Origin of the sequence: Tessaracoccus sp. SD287 (assembly GCF_017355265.1) — a bacterium.
GTDB lineage: Bacteria > Actinomycetota > Actinomycetes > Propionibacteriales > Propionibacteriaceae > Aestuariimicrobium.
The window spans coordinates 1-25,718 of record NZ_JADIJQ010000037.1; the positions used below are offsets into that span (position 1 = coordinate 1).

The window sequence follows — 25,718 nt, forward strand, 5'->3', positions numbered from 1 at the left end:
TTGCACTGCAGTCTGCGTCCACCGCAGTCTGACGGTGTGTCCACGTTGAGGTTCGCCATGAGCGACGTACTTCTGGCGGGTCTGTGTGGGCAGTAAGTGCCCGCCGTCCGGTGGGCGTCTGGATCCGGCCCTCCTGGCACCCGCAACAGTTGGATGCACCTGCACGCGTTGAAGCCGTGCACGAGCGCCTAAGCGCTGCAGCTGTGGGTGTGGGCACACCCCGTGGCCTTCATGCCGCCACAGCCGGCTGGTCCGCTCGGCCCCGTGTCGCGGTGGCGCCCAGGCTCCGACGGCACTGCCGGCCCGGAGATCGGCATCAGCAGCCGGCGTCAGGTGGCGGCTTGGCTGCCTGCGTCCGCCCGACGGGCTCTTCGGCCGCTACCGACATCTCCAGCGCACCTGGGGACGAGACCGTCGCTGGCACACCTGCGGCAGTTCGGTGCACCTGCTGGGCTTGAAGCCGTGCAGGAGCACCTAAGCGTTGCAGTTGCTGGAGTGGGCGCTGCGGGACACGACCTGGGTGCAAGTCCCGGACGTCCGACTGGCTGGACCGTCGCCGGATGACCCGCACGCCAGGAGGACGCATCGCCAGCGGTCATCGCCAGCGGTCATCGCCAGCCGGCATCGCCAGCCGCCATCGCCAGCCGTCATCACCAGCCGCCGCCGCCACCGCCCCCGGCACCGCCGCCGCCGCTGAAGCCCGAGCCTGAACTGGCGGCGCTGGCGGCGTGCGCGGAGGCCTGCATGGCGCTCTCCATGCTGTTGGTCAGACCGTCGAAGCTGGCGGCGAAGCCGTAGCCCATGCCGTAGCCGTAGCCGCCGTACCAGGACGTGTCACCGTAGTAGCGTCCGTCGGCGGCGAGCTTTTCGAAGATCTTCGTCCAGCGGTCCGCGACCCCGAAGACCACGGCGTAGGGCAGGTAGCGCGAGAACACGTCGATGCCCTCCTCGAACTTGATCTGGTCGGCCTCGGCGGTCTTCAGGTACAACTCGAATCCCTTCGCCTCGGCATAGACGGCCGAGCCCGCGGGGGTACGGGCCGGGATTGAGCCGCTGAAGATCATCAGCACCACCCCGGCCACGGCCACGCCCAGAGGAATGAGTCCGTAGCCGAGCAGTCCCAGCAGGAAGCTGAGCCCCAGCCCGGCGACGACCAGCCCGATGCCGGCGAAGGCCGCCAGGGTGCGAGCCGTGTTCGGGTTCTCGCGGAACCACTTCAGCGGCTCGGTCGAGACCCGACGGTACAGATCGGACTGGGCCTCGGTGATGGCCTTGCCGCGGGACTTGTCCCGGATGTCCTGGGTGGTCACCACCTGGCTGCCGCCGAACAGGGTGCCCATCAGCTTGCTCTCATAGGGAGCCAGCTTGTCCGTGCCCTTCAGTCGGGTGAACTTCTGGTTCTTCTTGTCGATCTGCTCGAAGCGCATGTGGCCCCGGACGGCCAGGTCGACCAGGGTGGCCGTGACGTCCTTGAGGTCTGCCTTCTCGTCAATGAGGGTGCCGATCTCGCCGGGCCGCGCACCCTTCGGCGGTCGGAAGGTCACGGCCACGGGAGCCTTGGTGTCCCGGACGCCCACAGCGCTGTTCTGGCCCCTGGCCGGGGCCAGTCCGGGCGCGACGCCAGCCCACGCCTGGTCACGTCCTCGCCGACGCGCCAGCATTCCGACGCCGGCGATGCTGGCTACACCGACGACGGCGGCACCGCCAAGGTTCGGGGCATCCAGCGGGAACATGTTGCCGGCGTGGTACCGCTTGGTGGTGCGGTAGTCGGCATTGGTGAAGGTACCGACGGGGTAGCCGGCCACCACCTGCAGGCCCTGTTCGGTGGCCAGGCGGTCAATGGTCCAGACCATCTGGCGTCCCGGGGCGGGCGCCGCGCAGGTGTTCTGGTAGCTGCGTCCCTGGAAGCAGGCGGTGCGGCGTGGTTCGGCGGGGCCGTTCACGGTGACCTTGACGTCACGCATCGGCACTTGCCACCCTGTGCCCACGGCGTTCCAGTTGAACTCGTCCAGCTTCGATTCAGGATGGTTCGGGAACAGGATGCCGTGGACGGTGTAGCTGATCTTGTAGTTCTGCACGCCCGTGTACTCCTGGCGTTCGCTGCCAATGCGCACCAGCATGTTGCCGCCCTCGCGGGAGACCTGCTGCGCGGTGTTCGCCCCGGTGCCGCTGCTGACGCCGGTGATCTGGGTGTCCAGCATGCGCCATTCGTCGGGGTTGGACGTTCGCATCCGCAGGGGCAGCACGATGAACGGACCGTGGCCCTTGTCCCGGGCGAAGTCGAAGTCGAGGTCGATCTCGACGGTGGTGGTGCCACCGTCCTGGGCTGGGGTGGCGACCACGTGGTACTTGGTGATCTGCCAGGAACTCGGGGTGTCATCGTCGGCATGCGCGGCGCCGGCGGCGGACAGACTGAAGCCGCAGGCCAGCAGCAGGGCGGCGAGCCCCACCAGTAGACGTCGCAGCGTTGCGGAATATCGGCTCATGCCACGAGCGTATCCGCGGCAGGTTCGAGGCACATCCGCCATTGGTCGGAGAAGTGCCCGAGAATCCGACGGAGGACCCCCCGCCGCTCAAGGCGCGGCTCAGGCCTCGACGCCCAGCACCTGCGCGATCTCCTGACGAAGGCGACCCAGGGCCGCGTCGGCATCGGCCCGGGCCGCGGCCAGGTTGGCCTGGGCGGCGTCCGGGGTGCCGCGCACCTCGAGGTAGCACTTGAGCTTGGGTTCGGTGCCCGAGGGACGCACGACCACGTGCAGACGCTCACCGGTGAGTTCGATCGCATCGGTGGGCGGCAGGTGGGAGTCGGCCGCGGGGGAGGCCAGGTCGGCGACCGTGACCGGTTCGCCCAGCAACTGGGAGGGTGGATTGGCCCGCAGCCGAGTCATCGCTGCGGCGATCAGCGACAGGTCGGTCACCCGGACGCTCAGCGGACGGGTCGCGTGCACACCATGGGTGCGGGTGATCTCGTCCAGCCGGTCAGCGACGGTCAGACCCTGGGACTTGAGGTCGGCGACCAGGCGCAGTGCGGTGACCAGGGCGGTGATGCCGTCCTTGTCCGGCACGTGGCTCGGGTCGCAGCAGTACCCAATGGCCTCTTCGTAGCCGTAGGCCAGTCCCGGGACGCGACCAATCCACTTGAATCCGGTCAGGGTCGTGGTGAACGGGCGTCCGGCTGCCGCGGCCATCCGCCCCAACAGCGTCGAGGACACCACCGAATTGGCGTAGGTGCCGGGTACCCCTCGGCGCAGGGCGTCATCACCCAGGAGTGCGCCGAGCTCGTCACCGCTGAGCATCCGCCACCGTCCGTCGACCACCGCCGCCAGGGCGCAGCGGTCGGCGTCCGGGTCATTGGCGATGACGACGTCGACGTCGAGTTCCTCGGCCAGGGACAGGGCCAGGTCGATGGCGCCGGGTTCCTCCGGGTTCGGGAAGGCGACGGTCGGAAAGCTCGGGTCGGGGTCGTTCTGCTGGGCGACGCTGGCACCCGGGGGGAAGCCGATCGCGGCGACGGCCTCGTTGACGACGCGGGCCCCGACGCCGTGCATGGCCGTGTAGACCCACCGCACGTCGCGGGGGGCGTCCGGGGGCACCAGTTCCGCGCACCGGGCGGCATAGGCGGCCACCAGTTCGTCACCCACCAGCGTGTAGTCGGTTGAGCGTCCGATCGCTTCCAGCGGGCGGGCCGAGACCTCGGCGATGGCGGCGGCGATCTCGCCGTCGTCGGGGGGGATAATTTGCGAACCGTCGCCCAGGTAGACCTTGTAGCCATTGTCCTGGGGCGGGTTGTGCGAGGCCGTGACGACGACGGCGGCCACGCAGCCGAAGTGACCAATGCCGAACGCGATCACCGGCGTGGGGGTCTGCTGCTCGGTCAGCAACGCCTGGAAGCCGGCCGCCTGCATGATCTCGGCGGTGTCGCGGGCGAAGACCTCGGAGTTGTACCGGGCGTCATAGCCGATCAGCACCTTGCCGCCACCATGGCCCCTGGTCGACAGCCACTGGGCGAACCCGGCTGCGGCCTGGCTGACGACGACCCGGTTCATTCGGGCCGGACCAGGGCCCAACTGAGCCCGCAGCCCCGCGGTGCCAAAGGTGAGGGGACCCGAGAAGGAGTCCGCCAAGGTCGCCCGGGCGTCCAGGTCGCCCACGTGGGCGCGCTCCAGCAGGTCGCCCAGCGCGGCAGCGGTGACGGCGTCGGGGTCGGCTCGTTGCCACGCCGCGGCCCGGGCGTAGAGGTCGTCGACCCCGGTCGCCTCGGCCGGGGTCGCGTCGACCCGGCTCACAGGGCGCTCACCAGGTCGCGCAGCAGCACTGCCAGCCGGGCTGAGGCTGCCTCGCCGGCGGCGAGCACCTCGGCATGGTCCAGTTCCTGGTCGGTCACACCCGCAGCGGCATTGGTCACCAGGGAGATGCCCAGCACCTCCATGCCCGCCTCACGGGCGGCGATCGCCTCCAGCGCGGTGGACATGCCGACCAGGTCGCCACCCAGGATGCCGGCCATCCGCACCTCGGCGGGGGTCTCGTACTGGGGGCCGGAGAACTGCACGTAGACACCGCTCGGCAGCGTCGGGTCGACCTGCTGGGCAATCTGGCGCAGGCGCGGCGTCCACGTCGTCGACATGTCAATGAAGGTGGCCCCCGCCAGCGGTGTGGCACCGGTCAGGTTGATGTGGTCACTGATCAGCACCGGGGTGCCCGGCGTCCAGTCACGGTTCAACCCGCCGGCACCGTTGGTCAGCACCAGGGTCGTCACGTCCAGGGCAGCGGCAGTGCGCACCCCATGCACGACGGCGGCGACGCCTCGTCCCTCGTAGTAGTGGGTGCGTCCGGTGAAGACCAGGGCGGTCTTGCCGGCCGGGGTGCGCACGACGAGCAGCCGTCCGCCATGGCCCTCGACCGCGGGCGTGGTGAACCCGGGGATGTCGCCCAGGGGCAGGTCGGCCAGCGGTTCACCGAGCTCGTCGGTGCCCGACTTCCACCCCGAGCCCAGGACCAGGGCTATGTCGGCGGCGGGAACTCCGGTGGTTGAGGTGATGTACTCGGCGGCCTCGTGGGCGAGCTCGTAGGGGTCGATGACGGCAGCTGTGGCGTTCACGAGGATCACTCTATGCTGCCGGGGCGCTGCGGCGCTGGCGGGTCTGACACAACTGGCGGGTCTGACACCACTCGTGGGTCTGACACCACTGGCGGGTCGGGCACCACTGGCGGGTCTGACAGCGCTCGTGGGTCTGACACAATGGGCCGCGTGACCAGCGTCGTGATTCTTGGTGGTGGACCCGGCGGCTACGAGGCCGCTCTCGTCGGTGCGCAACTGGGGGGTGATGTCACCCTCATCGAGCGCGATGGTCTGGGCGGGGCTGCTGTGTTGACCGACTGCGTCCCCTCCAAGACCCTGATCGCCACGGCCGAGGTGATGAGCCACATCCACCGTGCCGAGGAGCTGGGGCTGCGCATCTGGGAGACCGGCGAGGACGACTCGGTCGCCTCCAGCGTGCACGTCGACCTGGCCAAGGTGAACAGACGCGTGATGGACCTGGCCCGGGCGCAGAGCCGTGACATCACCAGCAAGGTGCAGGCCCAGGGCGTGCGGGTCATCAACGGCAACGGTCGACTGTCGGGCACCGAGGCCGTGGTCGTCACCCACGCCGACGGCACCGAGGAGACCATCCCGGCCGACATCATCCTGCTGGCCACCGGCACCACCCCGCGTGAGCTGCCGACCGCTGCCTGTGACGGGGAACGCATCCTGAACTGGAAGCAGGTCTACAACCTCACCCAATTGCCCGAGCGCCTGATCGTGGTCGGGTCGGGTGTCACCGGCGCCGAGTTCGCCAGCGCCTACGACGAACTGGGCGTGGACGTCGTGCTGGTCTCCTCACGCGACAAGGTGCTGCCCGGTCAGGACACCGACGCGGCCGAGGTGCTGCAGGAGGTCTTCGAGCGCCGCGGCATGCAGATCATGTCCCGGTCACGCGCCGTGGCCGCGACCCGGCAGGGCGACGGGGTGGTGGTGACCCTCGAGGACGGACGCGAGGTGCACGGGTCCCACGTCCTGATGGCGGTGGGGGCGCTGCCGAACACCCAGGATCTCGGACTGGAGGAGGCCGGGGTCGAGGTCGGCCCCAGCGGGCACATCATCACCGACGGTGTCTCGCGCACCACGGCGCGCGGCGTCTACGCGGCAGGGGACTGCACCGGCATCTTCGCCCTGGCTTCGGTGGCGGCAATGCAGGGACGCATCGCCATGTGGCACGCCCTGGGCGACGCGGTGTCCCCGCTCGACCTGGCCAAGGTGAGTTCGAACGTGTTCACCTCTCCCGAGATCGCCACCGTCGGCATGACCCAGGACCAGGCCGACGCGAGCGAGCTGCGTATCGCCAGCATCACCCTGCCGCTGAACTCCAATGCGCGGGCCAAGATGCAGGGCCTGCGCGATGGTTTCGTCAAACTGTTCTGCCTGCCCGTGACCGGCATCATCGTCGGCGGGGTGGTCGTCGCCCCCCATGCCTCCGAACTGATCCACGCCACTGCCGTGGCGGTCTCGGAGCGGTTGACCGTCGACCAGTTCAGCCACGACTTCACCGTCTATCCGTCCCTGTCAGGGTCGGTCGCCGAGGCCGCCCGCCAGTTGCACACCCACGATTCCACCAGCGACCTGACCGTCTGAGGACGTGGGGGCTCTGCCGGGGTCAGGACACCCGGCGGTGACTCTGCCGCGGGTCACCCTCCGGTGGGGGATCGTGGGCAAGGCTGGGGAACGAGGACGCCAGCCGCTTGCTGGCACCCGTGTTCAGCCACTCCTCGAACCAGCCGCGCGCCCAGGGACGGACGATTTCGCCGGCCTCCCACCAGGCGACCCGGCGTCCCTGCAGCGACACCGTGCGCGAGTAGGGATTGGCACCCGACCGCAGCCGTTCGGCATCTGCCGAACAACTGGGCACCCGTGCGGCAATGGCGTCCGACGTGGTCCAGGCGACGACCGTCGCACTGGGCCCGTGGTTGGGGTTGAAGAAGCAGGGTGGCTTGACGGCTGGTTTCGGTTCACCGCCGATGCGGGCGGCGAGTTCTGCCAATCCCTGTCGGGCCCGGGACAGCCGGGCGACGGCGCGGCGCACGACCTCGGGTTCATCAGCCGCCGACTCCACCGGTGCCAGTTCACCGGCGGTGGCAGCCAGGGCGTCCAGATCCTCCCGCAGTTCGTCGGCCAAGGGGTCACCCAGCTCGGCGAGTTCACGCACACTGTGCGACTGGGCGGCCAGGTCGGCCCGGAACAGCGCCAGGTCAGCCTCGGCCAGGGAACGTGATACTGCGCAGCCGTCGGTGCCGACCTCGGCGTCCAGCTGGACCCGGTTTTCGTGTCGTCTGAACGCGAGGAGCACAGCGACACACGCCGCCAACCCCACGAGCAGAAGACCGATCACCACAGATAGCACATCTGCCAGTCTGTCCACTCGATAGTGCATAACTCAACCCGGGTGACACACTCTCACGGCATTCACAGACTCGCCCCGCGTTTCACGCCGTGTCTGTGAAATTCTCAGGTATTGCTGGTCATTCGCCGTCGATGATCTCGCACAGCACCTGTCCTGAGGTGACGCTGTCGCCAGCGGCGACCGCGATGCTCCCGATGACGCCGGCACGGTGGGCGTTGAGTGGCTGCTCCATCTTCATGGCCTCCAGCACCAGCACCAGCTGCCCCTCCTCGACCACGTCGCCCTCGGCGACGGCGACCTTGACGATCGTGCCCTGCATCGGGGACGGCAGTGAGTTGCCCGAGGGGGCCGACACCTTCGCACCGCCGCGGTCACGCTTGGTGGGCTTCTTCGCTCGTGGGGCATTGGCTCGCGCCGCCAGCAGCTCGCCGGGGATCTTGACCTCCAGGCGTCGCCCGTTGACCTCCACGGCCACGATGCGGGCCTCGACGGCGTCCTCGTCCTCGCCCAGCAGCCCCGAGTAGGGGGCGATGGTGCCAGTGAACTCGGTCTCGATCCAGCGGGTGTGGACGCCGAAGGAGCCGTCCTCAGCGGTGTAGGCCGGATCGTTGATGACGGCCTGGTGGAAGGGGATCACCGTCGGCATGCCGTCCAGCACCAGTTCGCCCAGCGCGCGGCGCGCACGTTGCAGCGCCTGCTCGCGGGTGGCGCCGGTGATGATGAGCTTGGCGACCAGGGAGTCAAAGGTGCCGGGCACCGTCATGCCCCCGTGGTACCCCTCGTCGACCCGTACCCCGGGGCCGGTGGGCGCCTGCCAGCTGATCAGGGTGCCGGGGGCGGGCATGAAGTTGCGGCCGGCGTCCTCGGCGTTGATGCGGAACTCAATGGAGTGGCCACGCACCTGCGGGTCGTCGTAGCCGATCGGTTCACCGGCGGCGATCCGGAACTGCTCCCGGACCAGGTCAATGCCGGTGACCTCCTCGGAGACCGGGTGCTCGACCTGCAGGCGGGTGTTCACCTCCAGGAAGGAGATCAAACCGTCCTGGGCGACCAGGAACTCGCAGGTGCCGGCGCCCACGTAGCCGGCCTCGGCGATGATCGCCTTCGACGAGGCGTACAGCCGCCGCACCTGGTCCTCGGACAGGAACGGGGCGGGGGCCTCCTCGACGAGCTTCTGGTGGCGACGCTGAAGGGAGCAGTCGCGGGTCGAGATGACCACGACGTTGCCGTGGGCATCGGCCAGGCACTGGGTTTCGACGTGCCGGGGCTTGTCGAGGTAGCGCTCGACGAAGCACTCGCCGCGCCCGAAGGCGGTGACGGCCTCGCGGGTGGCCGACTCGAACAGTTCGGGGATCTCCTCCATGGTGCGGGCCACCTTGAGGCCACGTCCACCGCCGCCGAAGGCGGCCTTGATGGCGATGGGCAGGCCGTGTTCGGCCGCGAACGCGACCACCTCGTCGGCGTCGGCGACCGGGTCGGGGGTGCCGGGCACCAGCGGGGCACCCACCTTGAGGGCGATGTGTCGGGCCTTCACCTTGTCGCCGAGCGCCTCGATGGCGGCCGGCGGGGGACCGATCCAGGTCAGCCCGGCGTCGATGACGGCCTGGGCGAAGTCCGCGTTCTCGGCCAGGAACCCATAGCCGGGATGGATGGCGTCGGCGCCGCTGCGCTCGGCGACGTCCAGGATCTTGGGAATGTTCAGATAGGTTTCGGCGGGCGTGGCGCCCTGCAGCGAAAAGGCCTCGTCTGCCAGCCTCACGAACAGCGACTGGGCGTCGGACTCGGCATGGATCGCCACTGACCCGATACCTGCGTCACGCGCTGCACGAATGATGCGGACTGCGATTTCACCCCGGTTGGCGACCAGAACCTTGCTGATGGCACCCATCATGACCTCCACTCCACCCGTCGATGCGGGTCGACGACCGCCGTTGGTCGCCTGCTGGGATTCTAGGCCGACCACCCGGCCGCGTTGACGACGAGGTCAGCGGTGGACGCGCGAACCCGTGTGGGATTTTTCACATTCGGCCACAATGCTTCGGCCAGAATGACTGACATGTTCGATCGCGACCTGCTCAGCCAGCCCTCGGTGGCGGTGGCACCCCGATTGCTGGGCGCCCGCCTGACCTCAACCCTGCACGGGGCCCGGGTCAGCGTGGAGATCACCGAGGTGGAGGCCTACCAGGGCGCCGAGGACCCGGGCTCCCACGCCTACCGCGGCCAGACCGCGCGCAACCAGGTGATGTTCGGCCCAGCCGGACACCTGTACGTCTACTTCACCTACGGCATGCACTGGTGCGCCAACGTGGTCACCGGCACCCCCGGGACGGCCTCGGGGTGCCTGCTGCGCGGCGCCCGCGTCGTGGACGGCATCGACGTCGCCCGCTCCCGTCGCCCGGCCGCCACCAAGGACCGCGACCTGGCCCGCGGTCCAGCGCGGCTGGCGTCGACGCTGGGCATCACCGGGGCGATGGGTGGCCACGACCTGTCGATCGAGCCGCTACGCCTGGAGCTGCCCGAGCGCGCGGCCGTTGAGGTGCGCACCGGGCCGAGGGTGGGGGTCGCGGGGCCCGGCGGTGACGGTGGGGCCTTCCCCTGGCGGTTCTGGGTGGCGGGTGACCCGACGGTGTCGGTCTACCGTCCGGCCCTGGCCCGCAAGCGGTGATCGCCTGGGCTGTGGCACGCTGGCGACATGTCCCAGCCCATCCCTGACGTCACCGAACTGCTCAGTCGACTGATCCGTTTCGACACCTCCAACTACGGCGGCGGCCGCAGCGCGGGGGAACGGGAGTGCGCCGAATGGATCGCCGAGCTGTTGCGGGGTGCCGGGTGGGCACCGACGCTGTGGCATCGTCCCGACGCCCCGGAACGGGTCTCGGTGCTGCTGCGGGTACCGGGCACCGACCCCGAGCTTGCCGGACTGCTCGTCCATGCCCACACCGACGTGGTCCCGGTGGAGGCCGACGACTGGAGCGTGGCCCCGTTCGCGGGAACCGTCCGTGACGGCTACGTGTGGGGCCGTGGTGCCAACGACATGCTCGACACCGTCTCGGTGCTGCTGCGCACGCTGCTGGTCTGGGGACGAGACGGCATCCGTCCCCGCCGCGACGTGGTGTTCCTGTTCGTCGCCGACGAGGAGGACGCCGGACTGTGGGGCGCCCACTGGCTGGTCGGGGCCCACCCGGAACTGTTCGAGGGTGTCGAGGTCGCCGTCGGCGAGGAAGGTGCGGTCTGCCAACTGTTGCCCACCGCCGACGGCGGCACCGCCCGGGTGTACACCATCAATGCCGGTGAACGCGGCACCCACCACATCAGGCTCACCGCGCGGGCCGCGTCAGGCCACGGCTCGCGCCCCAGCGGCGACGACGCCATCAACCGGCTGCTGCACGCCCTGGTCAGGATCGCCGACCACCAGTGGCCATTGACGCTGTCCGACGTGGTCCGGGCGCAGTACCAGGGCCTGGCCGAGGCGCTGGGTCTGCACGTCGACGTCGAGGACGAGGCCAGCCTGCTGCGGCTGGTCGACTGGCTCGGCGATCGGGCCGGGCCGCTGCGCTACACACTGCGGCCCTCGTCCACGCCCACGGTGCTGTCAGCCGGCTACAAGGTCAACGTGGTGCCCGGAGTGGCCACCGCCGAGGTCGACGTGCGCTGCCCGCCCGGCACCGAGGACCTCGTCCGGCAGACGTTGGCCGAGCTGGTCGGTGACCAGGTCCACCACGAGTACATCACCCGGGGTGCCCCCTTGGAGTCGCCGACCAGCGGCCCCTGGTGGGACGCCATGTGCGCCAGCATTGTGGCCCGTGACCCGGAAGCGGTCATCGTGCCGGGCTGCATGGGGGGCGGCACCGACAACAAGGCCTTCGCCACGCTGGGCATGGCGACCTACGGCTTCACCCCCGCGCCGCCTGACCCCCAGGGCCGTGTGGCCGCGGGTTACCATGGAATCGACGAACGCGTGCCGGTGGCAAGCCTCCAAGGAGCCGCTGAGATGATGCGTGACTTCTTGCAGAACGTGTAGCGGTGAAGGAATGGTGGGCGGCCATGAAGTGGGGTACTGCAACAGTCGCGGCGGCCGGGGGAGTCCTGGCCGTGGCCGGCCTGTCGTACGTGGCGGGCAAGGTCCACGTCAACGGCCACGTTCCCCGCTACGCCGAACACTGGGGCAACCGCGCCACCGAGCATCCGCAGGACGTGCTGCACTACGTGGCCCTGGGTGACTCCGCCGCGCAGGGGGTCGGCGCCTCCAGCGTGGAGCGGGGCTACGTCTCGTTGATCGCCGAGCGGCTGCGTCGGGCGACGGGCCGTCCGGTGGCGGTCACGAACCTGTCGGTCTCGGGGGCGGTCAGCGACGACGTGGTCCGCGACCAGCTCGGCACCCTGGAGGCGCTGCCGTTCACCCCCGACGTGGTCACGCTGGCCATCGGCGGCAACGACGTGGTCTTCCCGCAGTACACCGTGGAGTCGTTCAGCGCCTCGTTGATGACGATCCTGGACCGACTTCCCCGGGGCAGCTTCGTGGGGGACGTGCCCTGGTTCACCCTGCCCGGCATGAACCGGCAGTCGGTCACCATGTCGGCCAGCGCCCGCGAACTGATCGTGGCCCACGGCCACCACCTGGTGCAGATCCATCGCGCCTCGCGTGAACTGGGCTACGCAAAGTACTTCCTCAACGTCGCCCAGGACCTGTTCCACCCCAACGACAAGGGCTACCGGAAGTGGGCAGACCTGTTCTGGCAGCAAATCGTGCAGTCCGGCACGCTGGACCGGCTGAGGCTGCCGTGACCCGCACCACCCGCACCGCCCGCACCACCCGCAGGGGCCTGCTGGTCGGCGCCGCTGGGCTGGTCGCGCTGGCCGGTTGCTCGGCGCAGGCGCAGACCCCCGGTGCGGGATCACCCACCCCGCGGGCCAGCGCTCCCGGCGGCGGACAACTGTTGCGGCAGCGCGGCATCATCCACGGCCCCGTGAACTTTGCCCTGCCCGCCGGCATCACCGTCACCCGCACCATTGACCAGCCGAACGTGGTCACCCTGGTCTTCCTGCCGGGGGACGGACCTGCGGTGCTGGACTACCTGCGGCTGCACGCCGCGACCCTGGGCCTGGTCGACCTGGTCAGCGGCAACGACTCGCTGGTCTTCCAGGTCGACGGCTGGGACGGTGGGTTCACCACCTCGGCCGAGATCGCCGGGCTGACCCTGCGTCGCCGGGTCTGAGCCGTCGTCGGGCCCGTCCTCAGGTCACGGTCAGTCGCGGTCGGCGCGGACGAACTGGGTGGCCGCCGCGCAGATCTCCTCACGCAGCCGCTGCACCTGGGTCTCGCTGCGGCGAGGATGGACCCGGTTCGCCAGCACGACCACGCTCAACTCCAGTTCGGGGTTGACCATGATGCCGGTACCGGTAAACCCCGCATGGCCCGCCGCGTGGGGGTCCCCGAGCCAGTCCTGTCCCAGCCGCAGCCCCAGCCCGTGGCCCCAGGGCGCGGTGTCCTGGTCGGCCACGTCGCGCCCCAGGATGGCGGGCAGGGCGTTGGTCAGCAGCGGCTCGTTGCTGCACGGCAGCTCATCGGTGCGCAGCGCCTCGGTGAACCCGGCCAGCCCGTCGACGGTGGCGAACAGCCCGGCGTTGGCGCACACCCCGCCCAGCGACCACGCCGTCTCATCGTGCACGATGCCCTGGACGACGCCTCGCCCGAACTCGGGCTGGTACTCCGTGGCGGCGGCCGGGCCGGCAGGGACGAAGGCGATACCGTCGCTCAGCCCCATCGGGCCCAGCACCAGATCGGTGACCAGGTCACCCCAGCCGGTGCCGGTGACCGTCTCGGCCAGCGCCATGGCGGTGTTGAACCCCACGCACGAGTAGTCCCAGGCGGTGCCCGGCGCGTTCTGCAGCGGTGAGGCCAGCAGGTCCTCCAGCAGGTCGGCTCGTCCGGGCGCCTGCGGGGGCCACTGCTGCAGCGGCTCGACGATGCCGGCCTGCCTGGCCCTGTCCAGCGGATGGAACCATCCCGACCAGGTCGGCGGCAACCCCGAGGTGTGGGTGAGCAGCATCCGGAGCGTCACCCGGGACCGGTCACCGGTGGCGAACGGGGCGAGGTGGTGGCCGATCGGCGCGTCCAGGTCGAGGTCGCCGTGCTCGACCAGGGTGAGCAGCGTCACCGCGGAGATGGTCTTGGTGACCGAGGCCAGGTCGAACCAGGTCTGCGCGTCGGCCGCGACGGGGTTCTCGACCCTGGCGCCGGTGGTGCCCGGGTCGTCGGGGGTGGCCTGGTGGGTCGCCAACCAGCCCTCGCCGTGGCGGGCCAGGATGCGTCCCCGGTGCAGCACCATCACGGCAGCAGCGCTGCACCACTGGTCGTGGATGGCCGTCTCGATACGCTCACGGACGCTGACCTGGATGTCGTCAACCATGGTCGTGAGCCTACTGGTCTGCCGCGGCGAGCAGCCTCAGGTTAGGGTCAGACCATGAGCCATGCACCCCAGCCCCTGCCCGACGCCATGCACCGGGCCATCCTGGGTGTGCTGCTGCCGGGATTCGCGGGCACCTCGGTGCCCGACTGGCTCGCCCCCCACGTGAGCGATGGCCTGGGCGGGGTGTGCCTGTTCGCGATGAACACCCCCGACCTCGCCACCACCAGGGCGTTGTGCGACGAGTTGTCGGCGCTCAACCCGGACCTGTGCATCACCACCGACGAGGAGGGCGGCGACGTCAGCCGCCTGCAGGCGGCCACCGGGTCGTCCCTGCCCGGCAATGAGGCGCTGGGCGCACTCGACGACGAGTCGGTCACCCGCTGCGCCGGTGCCGCGATCGGCTCGCTGGTGCGGGCCGCCGGCATCCACCTGACCCTGGCGCCGGTGCTGGACGTGGCCTGCAACCCCCACAACCCGGTCATCTCGGTGCGCTCCTTCGGCGCCGACCCCCAGCTGGTCGCCCGGCATGGCGCGGCATTCCTGGACGGACTGCACGAGGCGGGCGCGGGCGGATGCGCCAAGCACTTCCCCGGTCACGGCGACACCGCCGTGGACTCCCACGTCGGGCTGCCCGTGATCGACGTCGACCCGCAGGTGCTGAGCGAACGTGACGTGGCCCCCTTCGCCGCCGTCGCGGCCGATCTGGACGCGGTGATGACCGCGCACATCGTCGTTCCTGCGCTGGGACCCTATCCCGCGACCCTGTCGCCCTGGGCCTACGAACTGCTCCGGTCGACCGGGTTCGAGGGCCCGGTGATCACCGATGCGCTGGGCATGGCCGCCATTGCCGCCGGAGACGCCGACCACGCGCCGGGCATTGGGGAGGGCTGCGTCCGTGCCCTGGCGGCGGGGGCCGACCTGCTCTGCCTGGACGCCCCCCAGAACCGTGACCCGGAGCTGCAGTTCGTCGAGGCCTACGCCGGGATCGCGGCGGGACTGCAGTCGGGCCGCCTTGACCTGGGCCGGTTGCAGGCCTCGGCCGAGCGCACCCGCCGCTGCGTCCGCACGGTGGTGGCGCGCCCGGGGTGGCGGGCCGATGCCGCCGTCGACCTGGCGGCGATCGGTGCCCTGGGTGACGCCGTGGCCCTGGGCGCGGTCGAGATCATCGGTGACGTGCGTGCCGGTGCCACCGTGTGGGTGGCCGACCTGCGCCAGTCCATGAACTGGGCCGCCGGTGACCTGGGGTCGGTGGTGACCGACACCCTGTCCGCCGAACTGGCCTCCGAGATCGAGGTCCGGAGCGCGTCGCCGGCCCGGCTCGACCAGGTCCCCTTGGCAGACACCGTGGTGCTGGTCACCCGGCAGCCACTGGTCGACGCCGGCGAGGTCGCCGCCCTGACCGAGGCCCTGGGGCTGCGCCGCGACGCCATCGTCCTGCACGTCGGCATGGCCCAGGCCGCGCCGCGGGCCTACCGGCGGATCAGCATCCACGGCCTCGGTCGCCCCAACCTGCGCGCCGCCGCCGCCGCCCTGGCCGGTCGCGTCACCCACACCCGCGAGATGGAGATCTGATGGCCCTGACCTGGAGCACCGAACAGCGCAACCCCGACACGATGGCGATCGACACCCTGCCGAGTGCGGGCATCGTGGAGGCGATCGTTGCCGCCGACCTGCACACTGCTGCCGCTGTGGCAGCAGTGCAGAGCGAGATCGCCAGGGCCGTCGACCTGGCCGTCGAGGCCATCAGCGCCGGCGGCCGAATGCACTACGTGGGGGCCGGCACCTCGGGACGGCTCGGGGTGCTCGACGCCGTCGAGTTGTACCCCACCTATCGGGTCGGCTCCGAGGTGGTGGTCGCCCACCTGGCCGGCGGTGCCGACGCCATGATGCAGGCCGTCGAGGGCGCCGAGGACGACGCCGAGGCGGGTGCCGCGCTGGCCACCGACGCGGGCGAGCACGACCTGTTCGTCGGCATCGCCGCCAGCGGCCGCACCCCATTCGTGCGGGGGGCGCTGGAGGCCGCCCGTGCCCGGGGACTGGCCACCGTGCTGATCTCCAACAACCCGGCCGCACCGATCGCGGAGCACGCCGACGTGGCGATCCTGCCCGACACCGGCCCGGAGGTGGTCACCGGGTCGACCAGGATGAAGGCTGCCACCGCCCAGAAGATGGTGATCAACACCTTGTCGACGGCCACCATGATCCGGCTCGGCAAGACCTATGAGAACCTGATGATCAACGTGGTGGCCACCAACGCCAAGCTCGAGAAGCGGATGGTCCAGCTGGTGGTCCAGGCCTCCGGTGTGGACGAGGCGGTCGCCCAGAGCCTGCTCGCCGAGGCCCAGGGAGACCTTCGGGTGGCGGTGATCGCCGCCCTGGCCGGCGCCGAGGTGGAACGTGCCGTCGGTGCCGCCCACGCCCACCAGCCCGACCCGCACCGTGCCGGGGACCCGTCCGGGGTGCGGGCCGCGGTGGCGATGCTGCGGCGGTAGGACCGCGCGGGATCGGCCCCATCCCAGCACCACGGCCGCCGACCTGCCTACGGTGGGGGCATGGTCACCGTCGCGCAGAACCTCATCGACACCCTGTCCGTCAACGGCGTCCGACGCATCTACGGACTGCCCGGCGACTCACTCAACGCCCTGACCGAGGCCATCCGCAGCCACGACGACATGGACTGGGTGCACGTGCGCCACGAGGAGACCGCCGCCTTCGCCGCCGGGGCCGAGGCGGCCATGACCGGGGAACTGGCGGTCTGCGCCGGCAGCTGCGGTCCCGGGAACCTGCACCTGATCAACGGGCTGTTCGACGCCAACCGCAGCCGGGTGCCGGTGCTGGCGATCGCCGCGCACATTCCCACCAGCGAGATCGGCACCGGCTACTTCCAGGAGACCCACCCCCAGGAACTGTTCCGTGAGTGCTCGGTCTACTGCGAGTACGTGGCCACCCCCGACCAGATGCCCCGGATGCTGGAGATCGCGATCCGCACCGCCATCGAGAAGCGTGGCGTGGCCGTGCTGGTGGTGCCCGGCGACGTGGCCCAGGCGCCCGCCGTCGACGAGCGCACCACCCACATCCGTCGCTCGAACTCAGTGGTGGTGCCGGTCGCCGAACAATTGCAGGAGGCCGCCGAGGTGATCAACGCGGCCCGGACGGTGACCATCCTGGGCGGCGCCGGCACCGCCGGGGCGCATGCAGAGGTGATGGCGCTGGCCGAACACCTGTCCGCCCCGATCGTCCACGCCCTGCGCGGCAAGGAGTACCTGGACCACGACAACCCCTACACCGTGGGCATGACCGGGCTGCTGGGCTTCGAGAGCGGCTATCGGGCGCTCTGCGACGCCGACGTGGTGCTGATGCTGGGCACCGACTTCCCCTACACCCAGTTCTATCCCGAGGACGCCGACCTGGTGCAGGTCGACATCCGCGGCGAACAGATCGGCCGCCGCCACCCGGTGCGGGTCGGACTGGTCGGCGGGGTGCGGGAGACCAGCCAGGCGCTGCTGCCGTTGCTGGACCGCAAGAAGGGCAAGCACCTCGCCAAGGCCCGGAAGAACTACGCCAAGACGCGCCAGGAGTTCGACGACCTGGCCACCCCGGCCGGTCCCGGCACACCGGTCCATCCGCCCCACCTGGCCCGCCGGATCAGTGAACTGGCCGCCGATGACGCCGTGTTCATCCCCGACGTCGGCTCCCCGGTGGTCCACGCCTCGCGCTACCTGCAGATGAACGGACGCCGACGCCTGATCGGCTCATTCCTGCACGGGTCGATGGCCAATGCGGTGCCCCAGGCCGTGGGGGTGCTGGCCCAGGACCCCACCCGGCAAACCATCGCCATGTCCGGCGACGGCGGGCTGACGATGCTGCTCGGCGACCTGTTGACCCTCACCCAGAACAACCTGCCCGCCAAGGTGGTGGTGTTCAACAACTCCTCATTGAACTTCGTCGAACTCGAGATGAAGGCCGCCGGGCAGTTGCCCTTCGCGGTCGACCTGGAGAACCCCGACTTTGCGGCCGTGGCCCGGGCGCTGGGGATCCTGGGCCTGCGGGTCGAGGACTCCGAGGGGCTGGACGCGGCGCTGACCGAGGCGTTCGCCCACGACGGGCCGGCGCTGGTCGACGTGCGGGTCAACCCGCAGGAGTTGACGATTCCGCCCACCGTCGAGTTCGACCAGGCCAAGGGTTTCGCGCTGTATTCCGCCAAGGCCGTCCTGTCGGGGCGTGGCGACCAACTGTTGGACTTGGCCAGGACGAACCTGCGGCACCTGTTCTGACCAGGCCTCAGTGGCGGCCAACCTTCGTCCACAGGGTGTGCCAGGGCACCCCGAGGTCGAGCAGCATCTGGCGCAGCAGCGGCAATGACAGGCCGACCACGTTGTGCGGGTCGCCCTCCATCCGGGTGACGAACGCCCCGCCGTACCCGTCGGTGGTGAACGCACCCGCCACGCGTTCCGGCTCGCCGGTGGCCGCGTAGGCGGCGATCTCGGCGTCGGACAGGTCGGCGAAGGTGACCGTCGTCGACGCCAACCGGGTCATCGTGTGTCGCCGGCCCTCAGCGTCCCAGACCGAGACGTGATGGCCGGTGTGCAACACCCCCGACTGGCCGCGCATCAGGTACCAGCGGGCGATCGCCTGATCGGCTGAGCCCGGTTTGCCGTGGATCTTGCCGGCGAACTCCAGCAGGGAGTCGCACGCCACCAGCGCCGTCGGCTCGGTGATCGTGAGGCGCTCGATGACCGCGGCAGCCTTCAGGTCGGCCAGCAACAGGGCCAGGGCGGCCGGGGTGTCGGCAGTGATCTGGTCCTCGTCCACCCCTGACACGAGGATTTCGGGACGCAGACCGGCGCGGCGCAGCGTCTCTTTGCGGGCCGGCGACTTCGAAGCAAGGATCAACCGCACGTCCGCAGCCTACCCGTCCCGGGCATTTGACCCGGACGCCCGCGCCCAGCCTCGACGCGTGCCAGATTGGTGGGCACGGCTACACACCGACAAGGAGTCACCATGAGCCTGGAATCAGAAATCCTCAGCCACATCGACACCCAGCAGCTCGCCCGACAGCTGGGCACGGACCCGGCGACGGCTGAGGCCGGTGCGGTCGAGGCGATCCGGACCCTGGTGGGCGGGATGGCCCGCAATGCCCAGGACCCCCAGGGTGAGGCCGCGCTGGCCGGCGCCCTGAACCAGCACGCCCAGTCCTCGCCCCTGTTCAACACACCCGGTCTCGACCTCGACCAGGTCGACCAGGCCGACGGCGACAAGATCGTCAACCATGTGCTCGGGGCCGACCCGCAGCAGTTCGGGGGACTGTCGGCGGCCGGGTCGGGTGATCCGGGCATGAGTGCGAAACTGCTGAAGCTGCTCGCCCCCATCGTGTTGGCCTACATCGCCAAGCAGATCACCGGCAGGACGACCACCGGCGGCGGGGACGTCCTCGGCCAGACTGCCGGAGGGCAGGGCGGTGGCATCCTCGGCCAGATCCTGGGGCAGGTGCTCGGCGGCGGCCAACCCGAGCCGCAGCAGACGCCGGCCCCGCAGGCAGCACCCGACCACCCCGGCGGCGGCATCCTGGGCAGGATCCTCGGCGGCCTACTGGGTGGTCGCTGACCAGGCCCCCCGCCCCGGTCGGTGGTCGTGGCGCATGACGCGCCAGTAACTCCTCCAGCCACCGGCCAGGGGTCGGTCGGCGGCAGCCCGCGGGTTGGGTCGCGGTGCCAGCGCCAGGCTGAGCACCGTGACCGCGGCCGCGACCTCCTCGTCGGTCGGGTTGCCCTTGGACACCTGGATCACCGGTTCGCCCGGCTGTTCGGTGTGCTGCTCCATTGCAGTCCTCCTGGCTCAGAGTGGGATGTTGCCGTGCTTCTTCGGGGGCAGCGTCTCGCGCTTGTTGCGCAGCAACCGCAGCACCCGGATGATCTCGGCACGCGTCTCGTGGGGGTAGATGACCTGGTCGATGTAGCCGCGTTCGGAGGCGACGTAGGGGTTGGCCAGCTCGTCGTTGTACTCCTGGATGAGGGCGGCGCGCCGCTCGGCCGGGTCGTCCAGGTCGGCCAGTTCACGCTTGTACAAGATGTTGACGGCACCCTCGGCGCCCATCACCGCGATCTGGGCGGTGGGCCAGGCCAGGTTCACGTCGGCGCCCAGGTGCTTGGACCCCATCACGTCGTAGGCACCGCCGTAGGCCTTGCGGGTGATCACCGTGACCAGCGGGACGGTGGCCTCGGCGTAGGCGTAGATCAGCTTGGCGCCGCGGCGGATGATGCCGTTGTACTCCTGGTCGGTGCCGGGCAGGAATCCGGGCACGTCGACGAAGGTGAGCACCGGAATGTTGAACGCGTCACAGGTGCGGATGAACCGGGCCGCCTTCTCCGACGCATTGATGTCCAGGCAGCCGGCGAAGACCTGCGGCTGGTTGGCCACCACGCCGATCGGACGACCCTCGATCCGACCGAAACCACAGATGATGTTGCCGGCGTAGAGCGCCTGCACCTCGAGGAACTCGTCGTCGTCGAGCACCGTCTCGATGACCGTGGTCATGTCGTAGGGCTGGTTGGGGGAGTCCGGGATGATCGTGTCGAGCTGCCGGTCGTGGTCGGTGATGGTCAGGTCGACCTCGGCGTCCTCGTAGACCGGCGGCTCCTCCAGGTTGTTCTGCGGCATGAAGCTGAGCAGGTCACGGACGTATTCCAGGGCGTCGGTCTCGTCGGCGGCCAGGTAGTGCGCGGTGCCCGACTTGGTGGAGTGGGTGCGTCCGCCGCCGAGCTCCTCGAGACTGACGTCCTCGCCGGTGACGGTCTTGATGACGTCGGGTCCGGTGATGAACATTTGCGAGGTCTGGTCGACCATCACGATGAAGTCGGTCAGGGCGGGGGAGTAGACGTGACCGCCGGCGGCCGCGCCCATGATCAGGCTGATCTGGGGGATCACCCCGGACGCGTGGGTGTTGCGGCGGAAGATCTCGCCATAGAGACCGAGCGAGACGACACCCTCCTGGATGCGGGCACCACCGCCCTCGTTGATGCCGATCAGCGGGCAGCCGGTCTTGATGGCGAAGTCGATGATCTTGACGATCTTCTCGCCGTAGACCTGGCCGAGGGCGCCGCCAAAGATGGCGACGTCCTGGCTGAACACGCAGACGGGACGGCCGTGGATCGCGCCCATGCCGATGACGACGCCGTCACCGTAGGGGCGCTTCTTGTCCATCCCGAAGGCGGTTGAGCGGTGTCGTGAGAACTGGTCGAGTTCGGCAAAGGAGCCCTCGTCCAGCAAAGCAAGAACCCGCTCCCTTGCGGTCATCTTGCCCTTGGCATGCTGCTTCTCGACGGCGGCCGGTGAGGCTGCATTGACGGCTTCGTCAATTCGACGCCCCAGATCGGCGATCTTGCCGGAGGTGGTGTGGATGTCGATGTCCATGAGGTGACTGTAAGCGGTGCATATGAGCTCGCTCACCATTCGTCCACCGCTGGATACGCAGTGTGTGAAAGGTCACAGCGCCCCCGACCGTAGGCTGGCACGGTGACCAACCAGCCTGCCGCCAACGCTGACGCCATCCGTGCCGCCCTGGGGCGGACCACCCGGTGGGACGTCCGCGCCGTGACCGAGACGGGCTCGACGAACAAGGACGTGGCTGCCCTGGCCACCGCGGGGGCCGCGGAGGGGCTGGTGCTGGTGGCCGAGCACCAGACCGACGGACGAGGACGCTTCGACCGGGTCTGGCAGGCACCGCCGGGTTGCTCGCTGGGCATCTCGGTGCTGCTGCGCCCGGTGCGCCCGTTCCCCGACTGGGGGTGGCTGTCGCTGCTGGCCGGCATGGCGGTGGCCCGCGCGGTCCGGTCCGTGGCCGCCCAGCGCCCCGAGGACGCGTCCCGGGTGCTGCTGAAATGGCCCAATGACGTGCTGATCGACTCGGGCACCGGGGCCGGCAAACTGTGCGGCATCCTGACCGAACGCCACGAGACCCCCAGCGGGGCGGTCGCCGTCGTGGGCATGGGGATCAACATTGACCTCGCGCCGGACCAGCTGCCGGTGCCGACGGCGACCTCCTTGGCGGGCGCAGGTTTTCGTCCGGACAAGGACCCACTGGTGGCGGCCCTGCTCACCGAACTCGGCGGTCTCTACGACACCTGGCAGCAGCGCGGGAACCTGCGGGAGGCCTACGAACGTGACTGCGGCACCCTGGGACAGCAGGTGCGCATCGAGCTGACCCCGACCACCTCGGTGAGCGGCCGGGCCAGCGGCATCGACGCCTCCGGCGCGCTGGTGGTGCAGACACCGGACGGTCCTGCGACCTTCGTGGCCGGTGACGTGCACCACCTGCGGCGCCGCTGACACCTACTTGGGGGGCAGCACCTGCAGCACCCGGCGGGTGTGCTCGTCGAACTCGGTCATGAACGCCTGCAGGAACTCCCGGGTGTCGGTGTTGGTGACGTTGCCCTGGTCATCGACCAGTCCCTCGGTGAAGTGGATGTAGGCCTCCGGTGAGGTCATCTGGCGGGCATTGCAGAAGGCCATCACCGCCCGCAGGCTCTGTTGCGCCACGGCCGTCCCAATGGCGCCGATGGAGGCACCAATGATGGCGGTCGGCTTGTGGTCGAAGGAGTTCTCGCCCCAGGGACGGCTGGCCCAGTCGATGGCGTTCTTCAGCGCACCCGGAATCGAGCGGTTGTACTCGGGGCTGACGAACAGCAGCGCCTGCGCCGAGGCAATGGCGTCCTTCAGCGCCTGGCCTTCGGCCGGGTAGTCGGCGTCGTAGTCGGGGCTGTAGAGCGGAAGGTCCTTGATGGGGATCTCGAAGAACTCGACGCCCTCGGCGCCGAGGCGGACCAGGGCCTGGGCCAGTCTGCGGTTGATCGAGGTACTGGACAGGCTGCCAATGAAGTAGCCAACACGGTAGGACATGGGACTTCCCTTCTGGTGCGATCCGGGCGGCAACGCCGTCGCTCGGGCTCATCCCACAGTAGAACCGGCACCGTCGCCGCGACGGCGATGGTGGCCTACTCGTCGCGCTGGATCTCGATCTCCTCGGGGGTGCCGAACAGCAGCTCGGTCATCTGCACGTGGACCCGTTCGACATCGGGGACGTCGGGCAGTGTCACCGGTGTTTCGGCGGCGGTGGTGAACACCAGTGACCCGCAGCCCAGGATCCGGTCGAGCAGGCTGCGCTCGTAGGCCACGTTGTTGATGCGCCGCAGCGGCAGGTCGTGCCCGGTCTTGGAGATGATGCCGCGGCGGGTGATGATGCGACGGTCGGTCATCGTGTAGGTGGTGGTCTGCCAGCGCAGGAACGGCACCACCACGGCGACGATCAGCGCGACGATGCCCACCGCGGCAACGATGTAGGTTCCCCACGGGTTCCACGAGCCGGGCATGAATCCGATGGCCAGACCCAACAGCCCGGCGATCAGGACCAGCCAGACCGCGGGCAGGACCATCGCCTTGCCGTGGGTGCGCATGTGGCGCACCACCCGTTCACCCTCGCCCAGCAACTTCGGGTCAAATCCCATGGCGCCAGTGTGGCACGGGCGGGTGCCGACGGGGCGGCAGGGACGTGGCGGGATCGTGGACCGGCCTGCCCGGACCGGTAGTCTCTCGTGCGTGAACCCCACCCGCACAGGACGCAATGGTCGCTACGTCGTCGGCATCATCGGCGGGGGCCAGTTGGCCCGGATGATGCACCAGGCCGCCATCAGCCTCGGCATCACCGTGCGGCTGCTGGCCGAGGGGCCGGACACCTCCGCCGCCCAGGTCATCGCCGACGTCACCGTCGGCGACTACACCGACCCGGCCACGGTGGAGGCCTTCGCCACCGGCTGCGACGTGATCACCTTTGACCACGAGCACGTGCCCACCACGATCCTGCACCACCTCGAGGGGCGCGGCATCGCCGTGCGGCCCGGCCCGGATGCCCTGGTCCACGCCCAGGACAAGGCGATCATGCGCTCCCGGATGGAGGCCATCAGCGCCCCCAACCCGACCTGGCGGGTGTGCCGGGACGCCGAGGAGTTGCGGGCCTTTGGTGACGAGATCGGTTGGCCGATCATCGCCAAGGCCAGCCGCGGCGGTTATGACGGCAAGGGCGTCTGGAAGGTCGACGGGCCCGACGGCGTGGACGAACCGTTCGCCGGAATGAAGCAGGTCTCGGCCGGTGAGCAGGTCGTCATCGTCGCCGAGGAGTTCATTGACTTCCGCCGTGAACTGTCGGCGCTGGTCGTCCGCAGCCCCTCGGGTCAGGCTGCCGCCTACCCGATCTCGGAGTCGGTCCAGACCGGCGGCATCTGCACCGAGACCGTGACGCCCGCCCCGGGATTGTCGCAGGACGCTGCGGTGGCGGCCCAGCAGTTGGCGCTGCGCATCTCGCACGAACTCGGCGTGGTGGGAATGCTCGCGGTCGAACTGATGGAGCGCGCCGACGGGTCGGTGGTGGTCAACGAACTGGCGATGCGCCCCCACAACACCGGCCACTGGACCATTGATGCGGCGCTGACCAGCCAGTTCGAGAACCACATCCGGGCCGTGCTGGACCTGCCGCTGGGGGAACCGGGGCTGCGGGCACCCGTGGCGGTGATGGCGAACGTCCTGGGCGGCGACGAACCTGACCTGACGGGGGCGTTGCTGCACTGCTTCGCCCGCGACCGGGAACTGCGCGTCCACCTGTACGGCAAGCAGGTGCGTCCGGGCCGCAAGGTGGGTCACGTCACCACCTTCGGCCATGACCTCGACCTGGTCCGCCGCCGCGCCGCGCATGCGGCCGGCTACCTGATGGGAGACCCCAATGCCTGATGCTTCCCACCCCGCGGGGAACACACGACCGCTCGTCGGGATCGTGATGGGTTCGGACTCGGACTGGCCGACCATGGAGGCCGCCGCGTCGGCGCTGGACGAGTTCGGCATCGCCTACGAGGCCGACGTGGTCAGCGCCCACCGGATGCCCGAGGACATGGTCCGCTACGGTCGCCAGGCCCACACCCGCGGCCTGCGCGCCATCATCGCCGGCGCCGGGGGAGCGGCCCACCTGCCCGGCATGCTGGCCGCGCTGACCCCGCTGCCGGTGATCGGGGTGCCGGTCCCGTTGAAGTACCTGGACGGGATGGACTCGTTGCTGTCGATCGTCCAGATGCCGGCCGGGGTGCCGGTGGCGACCGTGAGCATTGGCAATGCCCGCAACGCCGGCCTGCTGGCGGTGCGGATGCTGGCCGCGGGCGACCCGGAACTGACCGAGCGGGTGCTGGCCTTCCAGGCCTCGCTGCGCGACGTCGCGCTTGCCAAGGGAGAAACGGTCCGCAGCTTCAACCGGTGATCTCCTGACCGGCCGTGCACCGGTGGGGCGGGTCAGGGGACGAACTTCTCCATGCCGTTGGTGTTGCCGGCCTTGACCAGGGCGAACAACTCGAGGGCACGTTCGGTGTCCCAGAGCATGGACGACCCGGCATTCGTGGTCGCGTTCGCGTCGGCGATCGGGACGACCAACTGGTAGCCGTTGCCGCCGGCAATGTCGAGGAAGGCCTTGGCGGCCCGGGCCAGGTCGGGGGTGGAGGTCTGCTCGTCGCGCACCAGCAACTGGCCGGCGACCTTGTTCATCGACCACCAGCGCGGCGGCCACAGCGTCTGTGGCGAGATGGCCTTGTCGGCCACCTTGCCGATCACCTCGCGTTGTCGTCCCATGCGTCCCAGGTCGCCGGTGGGGTCGGCCTTGCGCATCCGCACGTAGGCCAGGGCGTCGATGCCGTCGAACTGCTGGCAGCCGGCCGGGAAGTCGGCGTGGGAGTCCTTGTCCTTCATCGGCTTGTCCAGGCACATCTGGATGCCGCCGACCGCGTCCACCAGTTCCGCGAAGCCGACCATGCCGATCTGCAGGTAGCCGTCGATGCGCACCCCG

24 protein-coding genes are annotated in these 25,718 nt (G+C 69.9%); 12 read left to right on the top strand and 12 right to left on the bottom strand.

What is annotated here, in order from left to right; translation table 11 throughout:
• Positions 1-650: 650 nt before the first annotated feature.
• The 3 genes from IPV09_RS12330 to IPV09_RS12340 all read right to left on the bottom strand — a co-directional run bounded on the left by IPV09_RS12330 (position 651) and on the right by IPV09_RS12340 (position 5,098).
• A complete protein-coding gene (locus tag IPV09_RS12330) occupies positions 651-2,486 on the bottom strand; it encodes a DUF2207 domain-containing protein (protein WP_207475561.1) in 1,836 nt (611 codons plus the stop codon).
• A gap of 99 nt (positions 2,487-2,585) precedes the next feature.
• Entirely contained in the window at positions 2,586-4,286 is a 1,701-nt protein-coding gene (locus tag IPV09_RS12335) for a phospho-sugar mutase (RefSeq protein ID WP_370590316.1), read from the bottom strand.
• Entirely contained in the window at positions 4,283-5,098 is an 816-nt protein-coding gene (locus tag IPV09_RS12340; protein ID WP_370590317.1) for a purine-nucleoside phosphorylase, read from the bottom strand. Before IPV09_RS12340 ends, IPV09_RS12335 begins: the two co-directional genes overlap by 4 nt.
• Positions 5,099-5,248: 150 nt before the next feature.
• Between IPV09_RS12340 and IPV09_RS12345 the strand changes: the two genes are divergently transcribed.
• A complete protein-coding gene (locus tag IPV09_RS12345) occupies positions 5,249-6,670 on the top strand; it encodes an NAD(P)H-quinone dehydrogenase (protein ID WP_207475562.1) in 1,422 nt (473 codons plus the stop codon).
• Between the two features lie 22 nt (positions 6,671-6,692).
• Here IPV09_RS12345 and IPV09_RS12350 read toward each other — a convergent pair whose 3' ends face one another.
• Both IPV09_RS12350 and IPV09_RS12355 read right to left on the bottom strand, forming a co-directional pair.
• Complete coding sequence (locus IPV09_RS12350; protein WP_207475563.1) at positions 6,693-7,436, bottom strand: hypothetical protein; 744 nt, start codon at positions 7,434-7,436, stop codon at positions 6,693-6,695.
• Positions 7,437-7,554: 118 nt separating this feature from the next.
• Positions 7,555-9,324, bottom strand: a complete 1,770-nt coding sequence (locus IPV09_RS12355; RefSeq protein ID WP_207475583.1) for a biotin carboxylase N-terminal domain-containing protein — start codon at positions 9,322-9,324, stop codon at positions 7,555-7,557.
• A gap of 168 nt (positions 9,325-9,492) precedes the next feature.
• Here IPV09_RS12355 and IPV09_RS12360 point away from each other — a divergent pair, with 168 nt between their 5' ends.
• The 4 genes from IPV09_RS12360 to IPV09_RS12375 are packed head-to-tail and all read left to right on the top strand — an operon-like array spanning position 9,493 to position 12,652.
• Complete coding sequence (locus IPV09_RS12360; protein ID WP_207475564.1) at positions 9,493-10,101, top strand: DNA-3-methyladenine glycosylase; 609 nt, start codon at positions 9,493-9,495, stop codon at positions 10,099-10,101.
• A gap of 27 nt (positions 10,102-10,128) precedes the next feature.
• Entirely contained in the window at positions 10,129-11,457 is a 1,329-nt protein-coding gene (locus IPV09_RS12365; protein WP_207475565.1) for a M20/M25/M40 family metallo-hydrolase, read from the top strand.
• A 23-nt stretch (positions 11,458-11,480) separates the two neighbouring features.
• On the top strand, positions 11,481-12,221 hold the full coding sequence (locus IPV09_RS12370; protein ID WP_207475566.1) for an SGNH/GDSL hydrolase family protein: 741 nt from the start codon (positions 11,481-11,483) through the stop codon (positions 12,219-12,221).
• Positions 12,218-12,652: a hypothetical protein gene (locus IPV09_RS12375; RefSeq protein ID WP_207475567.1), complete on the top strand. Its 435-nt coding sequence runs from the start codon at positions 12,218-12,220 to the stop codon at positions 12,650-12,652. The genes IPV09_RS12370 and IPV09_RS12375 overlap by 4 nt, the downstream gene beginning before the upstream one ends.
• Positions 12,653-12,682: 30 nt before the next feature.
• On the opposite strand, the gene IPV09_RS12380 is transcribed toward IPV09_RS12375, so the two are convergent.
• Entirely contained in the window at positions 12,683-13,846 is a 1,164-nt protein-coding gene (locus tag IPV09_RS12380; protein WP_207475568.1) for a serine hydrolase, read from the bottom strand.
• A gap of 54 nt (positions 13,847-13,900) precedes the next feature.
• Here IPV09_RS12380 and IPV09_RS12385 point away from each other — a divergent pair, with 54 nt between their 5' ends.
• Genes IPV09_RS12385 through poxB form a run of 3 tightly spaced genes read left to right on the top strand, consistent with a single transcriptional unit; the run spans position 13,901 to position 18,120 of the window.
• Positions 13,901-15,418, top strand: a complete 1,518-nt coding sequence (locus tag IPV09_RS12385; protein WP_207475569.1) for a glycoside hydrolase family 3 protein — start codon at positions 13,901-13,903, stop codon at positions 15,416-15,418.
• Positions 15,418-16,338 carry an N-acetylmuramic acid 6-phosphate etherase gene (locus IPV09_RS12390; RefSeq protein ID WP_207475570.1) on the top strand — a complete coding sequence of 307 codons (921 nt, stop codon included), beginning with the start codon at positions 15,418-15,420 and terminating at the stop codon, positions 16,336-16,338. The genes IPV09_RS12385 and IPV09_RS12390 overlap by 1 nt, the downstream gene beginning before the upstream one ends.
• Before the next feature lie 60 nt (positions 16,339-16,398).
• Positions 16,399-18,120, top strand: coding sequence for a ubiquinone-dependent pyruvate dehydrogenase (poxB, locus tag IPV09_RS12395; RefSeq protein WP_207475571.1), 1,722 nt, complete (start codon positions 16,399-16,401; stop codon positions 18,118-18,120).
• Between the two features lie 7 nt (positions 18,121-18,127).
• Here poxB and IPV09_RS12400 read toward each other — a convergent pair whose 3' ends face one another.
• Positions 18,128-18,745 carry a nucleoside triphosphate pyrophosphatase gene (locus tag IPV09_RS12400; protein ID WP_207475572.1) on the bottom strand — a complete coding sequence of 206 codons (618 nt, stop codon included), beginning with the start codon at positions 18,743-18,745 and terminating at the stop codon, positions 18,128-18,130.
• A 102-nt stretch (positions 18,746-18,847) separates the two neighbouring features.
• On the opposite strand from IPV09_RS12400, the gene IPV09_RS12405 reads away from it, so the two are divergent.
• Positions 18,848-19,450, top strand: coding sequence for a DUF937 domain-containing protein (locus IPV09_RS12405; RefSeq protein ID WP_207475573.1), 603 nt, complete (start codon positions 18,848-18,850; stop codon positions 19,448-19,450).
• Here the strand turns inward: IPV09_RS12405 and IPV09_RS12410 are convergent.
• Positions 19,433-19,666 (bottom strand): acyl-CoA carboxylase subunit epsilon, encoded by a 234-nt coding sequence (locus tag IPV09_RS12410; RefSeq protein ID WP_207475574.1) that lies wholly within the window; start codon positions 19,664-19,666, stop codon positions 19,433-19,435. The two genes, IPV09_RS12405 and IPV09_RS12410, sit on opposite strands and share 18 nt — an antisense overlap.
• A gap of 15 nt (positions 19,667-19,681) precedes the next feature.
• Positions 19,682-21,256, bottom strand: coding sequence for an acyl-CoA carboxylase subunit beta (locus IPV09_RS12415; protein ID WP_207475575.1), 1,575 nt, complete (start codon positions 21,254-21,256; stop codon positions 19,682-19,684).
• A 102-nt stretch (positions 21,257-21,358) separates the two neighbouring features.
• On the opposite strand from IPV09_RS12415, the gene IPV09_RS12420 reads away from it, so the two are divergent.
• Complete coding sequence (locus IPV09_RS12420) at positions 21,359-22,171, top strand: biotin--[acetyl-CoA-carboxylase] ligase (protein WP_370590318.1); 813 nt, start codon at positions 21,359-21,361, stop codon at positions 22,169-22,171.
• A gap of 3 nt (positions 22,172-22,174) precedes the next feature.
• Here the strand turns inward: IPV09_RS12420 and IPV09_RS12425 are convergent, their stop codons facing one another.
• Both IPV09_RS12425 and IPV09_RS12430 read right to left on the bottom strand, forming a co-directional pair.
• On the bottom strand, positions 22,175-22,741 hold the full coding sequence (locus IPV09_RS12425; RefSeq protein WP_207475576.1) for an NADPH-dependent FMN reductase: 567 nt from the start codon (positions 22,739-22,741) through the stop codon (positions 22,175-22,177).
• 95 nt (positions 22,742-22,836) lie between these two features.
• Positions 22,837-23,346: a PH domain-containing protein gene (locus IPV09_RS12430; protein ID WP_207475577.1), complete on the bottom strand. Its 510-nt coding sequence runs from the start codon at positions 23,344-23,346 to the stop codon at positions 22,837-22,839.
• 91 nt (positions 23,347-23,437) lie between these two features.
• On the opposite strand from IPV09_RS12430, the gene IPV09_RS12435 reads away from it, so the two are divergent.
• Entirely contained in the window at positions 23,438-24,622 is a 1,185-nt protein-coding gene (locus IPV09_RS12435; protein WP_370590319.1) for a 5-(carboxyamino)imidazole ribonucleotide synthase, read from the top strand.
• Complete coding sequence (purE, locus tag IPV09_RS12440) at positions 24,615-25,139, top strand: 5-(carboxyamino)imidazole ribonucleotide mutase (RefSeq protein WP_207475579.1); 525 nt, start codon at positions 24,615-24,617, stop codon at positions 25,137-25,139. Before IPV09_RS12435 ends, purE begins: the two co-directional genes overlap by 8 nt.
• A 32-nt stretch (positions 25,140-25,171) precedes the next feature.
• Here the strand turns inward: purE and IPV09_RS12445 are convergent.
• Positions 25,172-25,718 (bottom strand): LCP family protein (locus IPV09_RS12445; protein ID WP_207475580.1); only part of this gene is annotated, 547 nt, incomplete at its 5' end.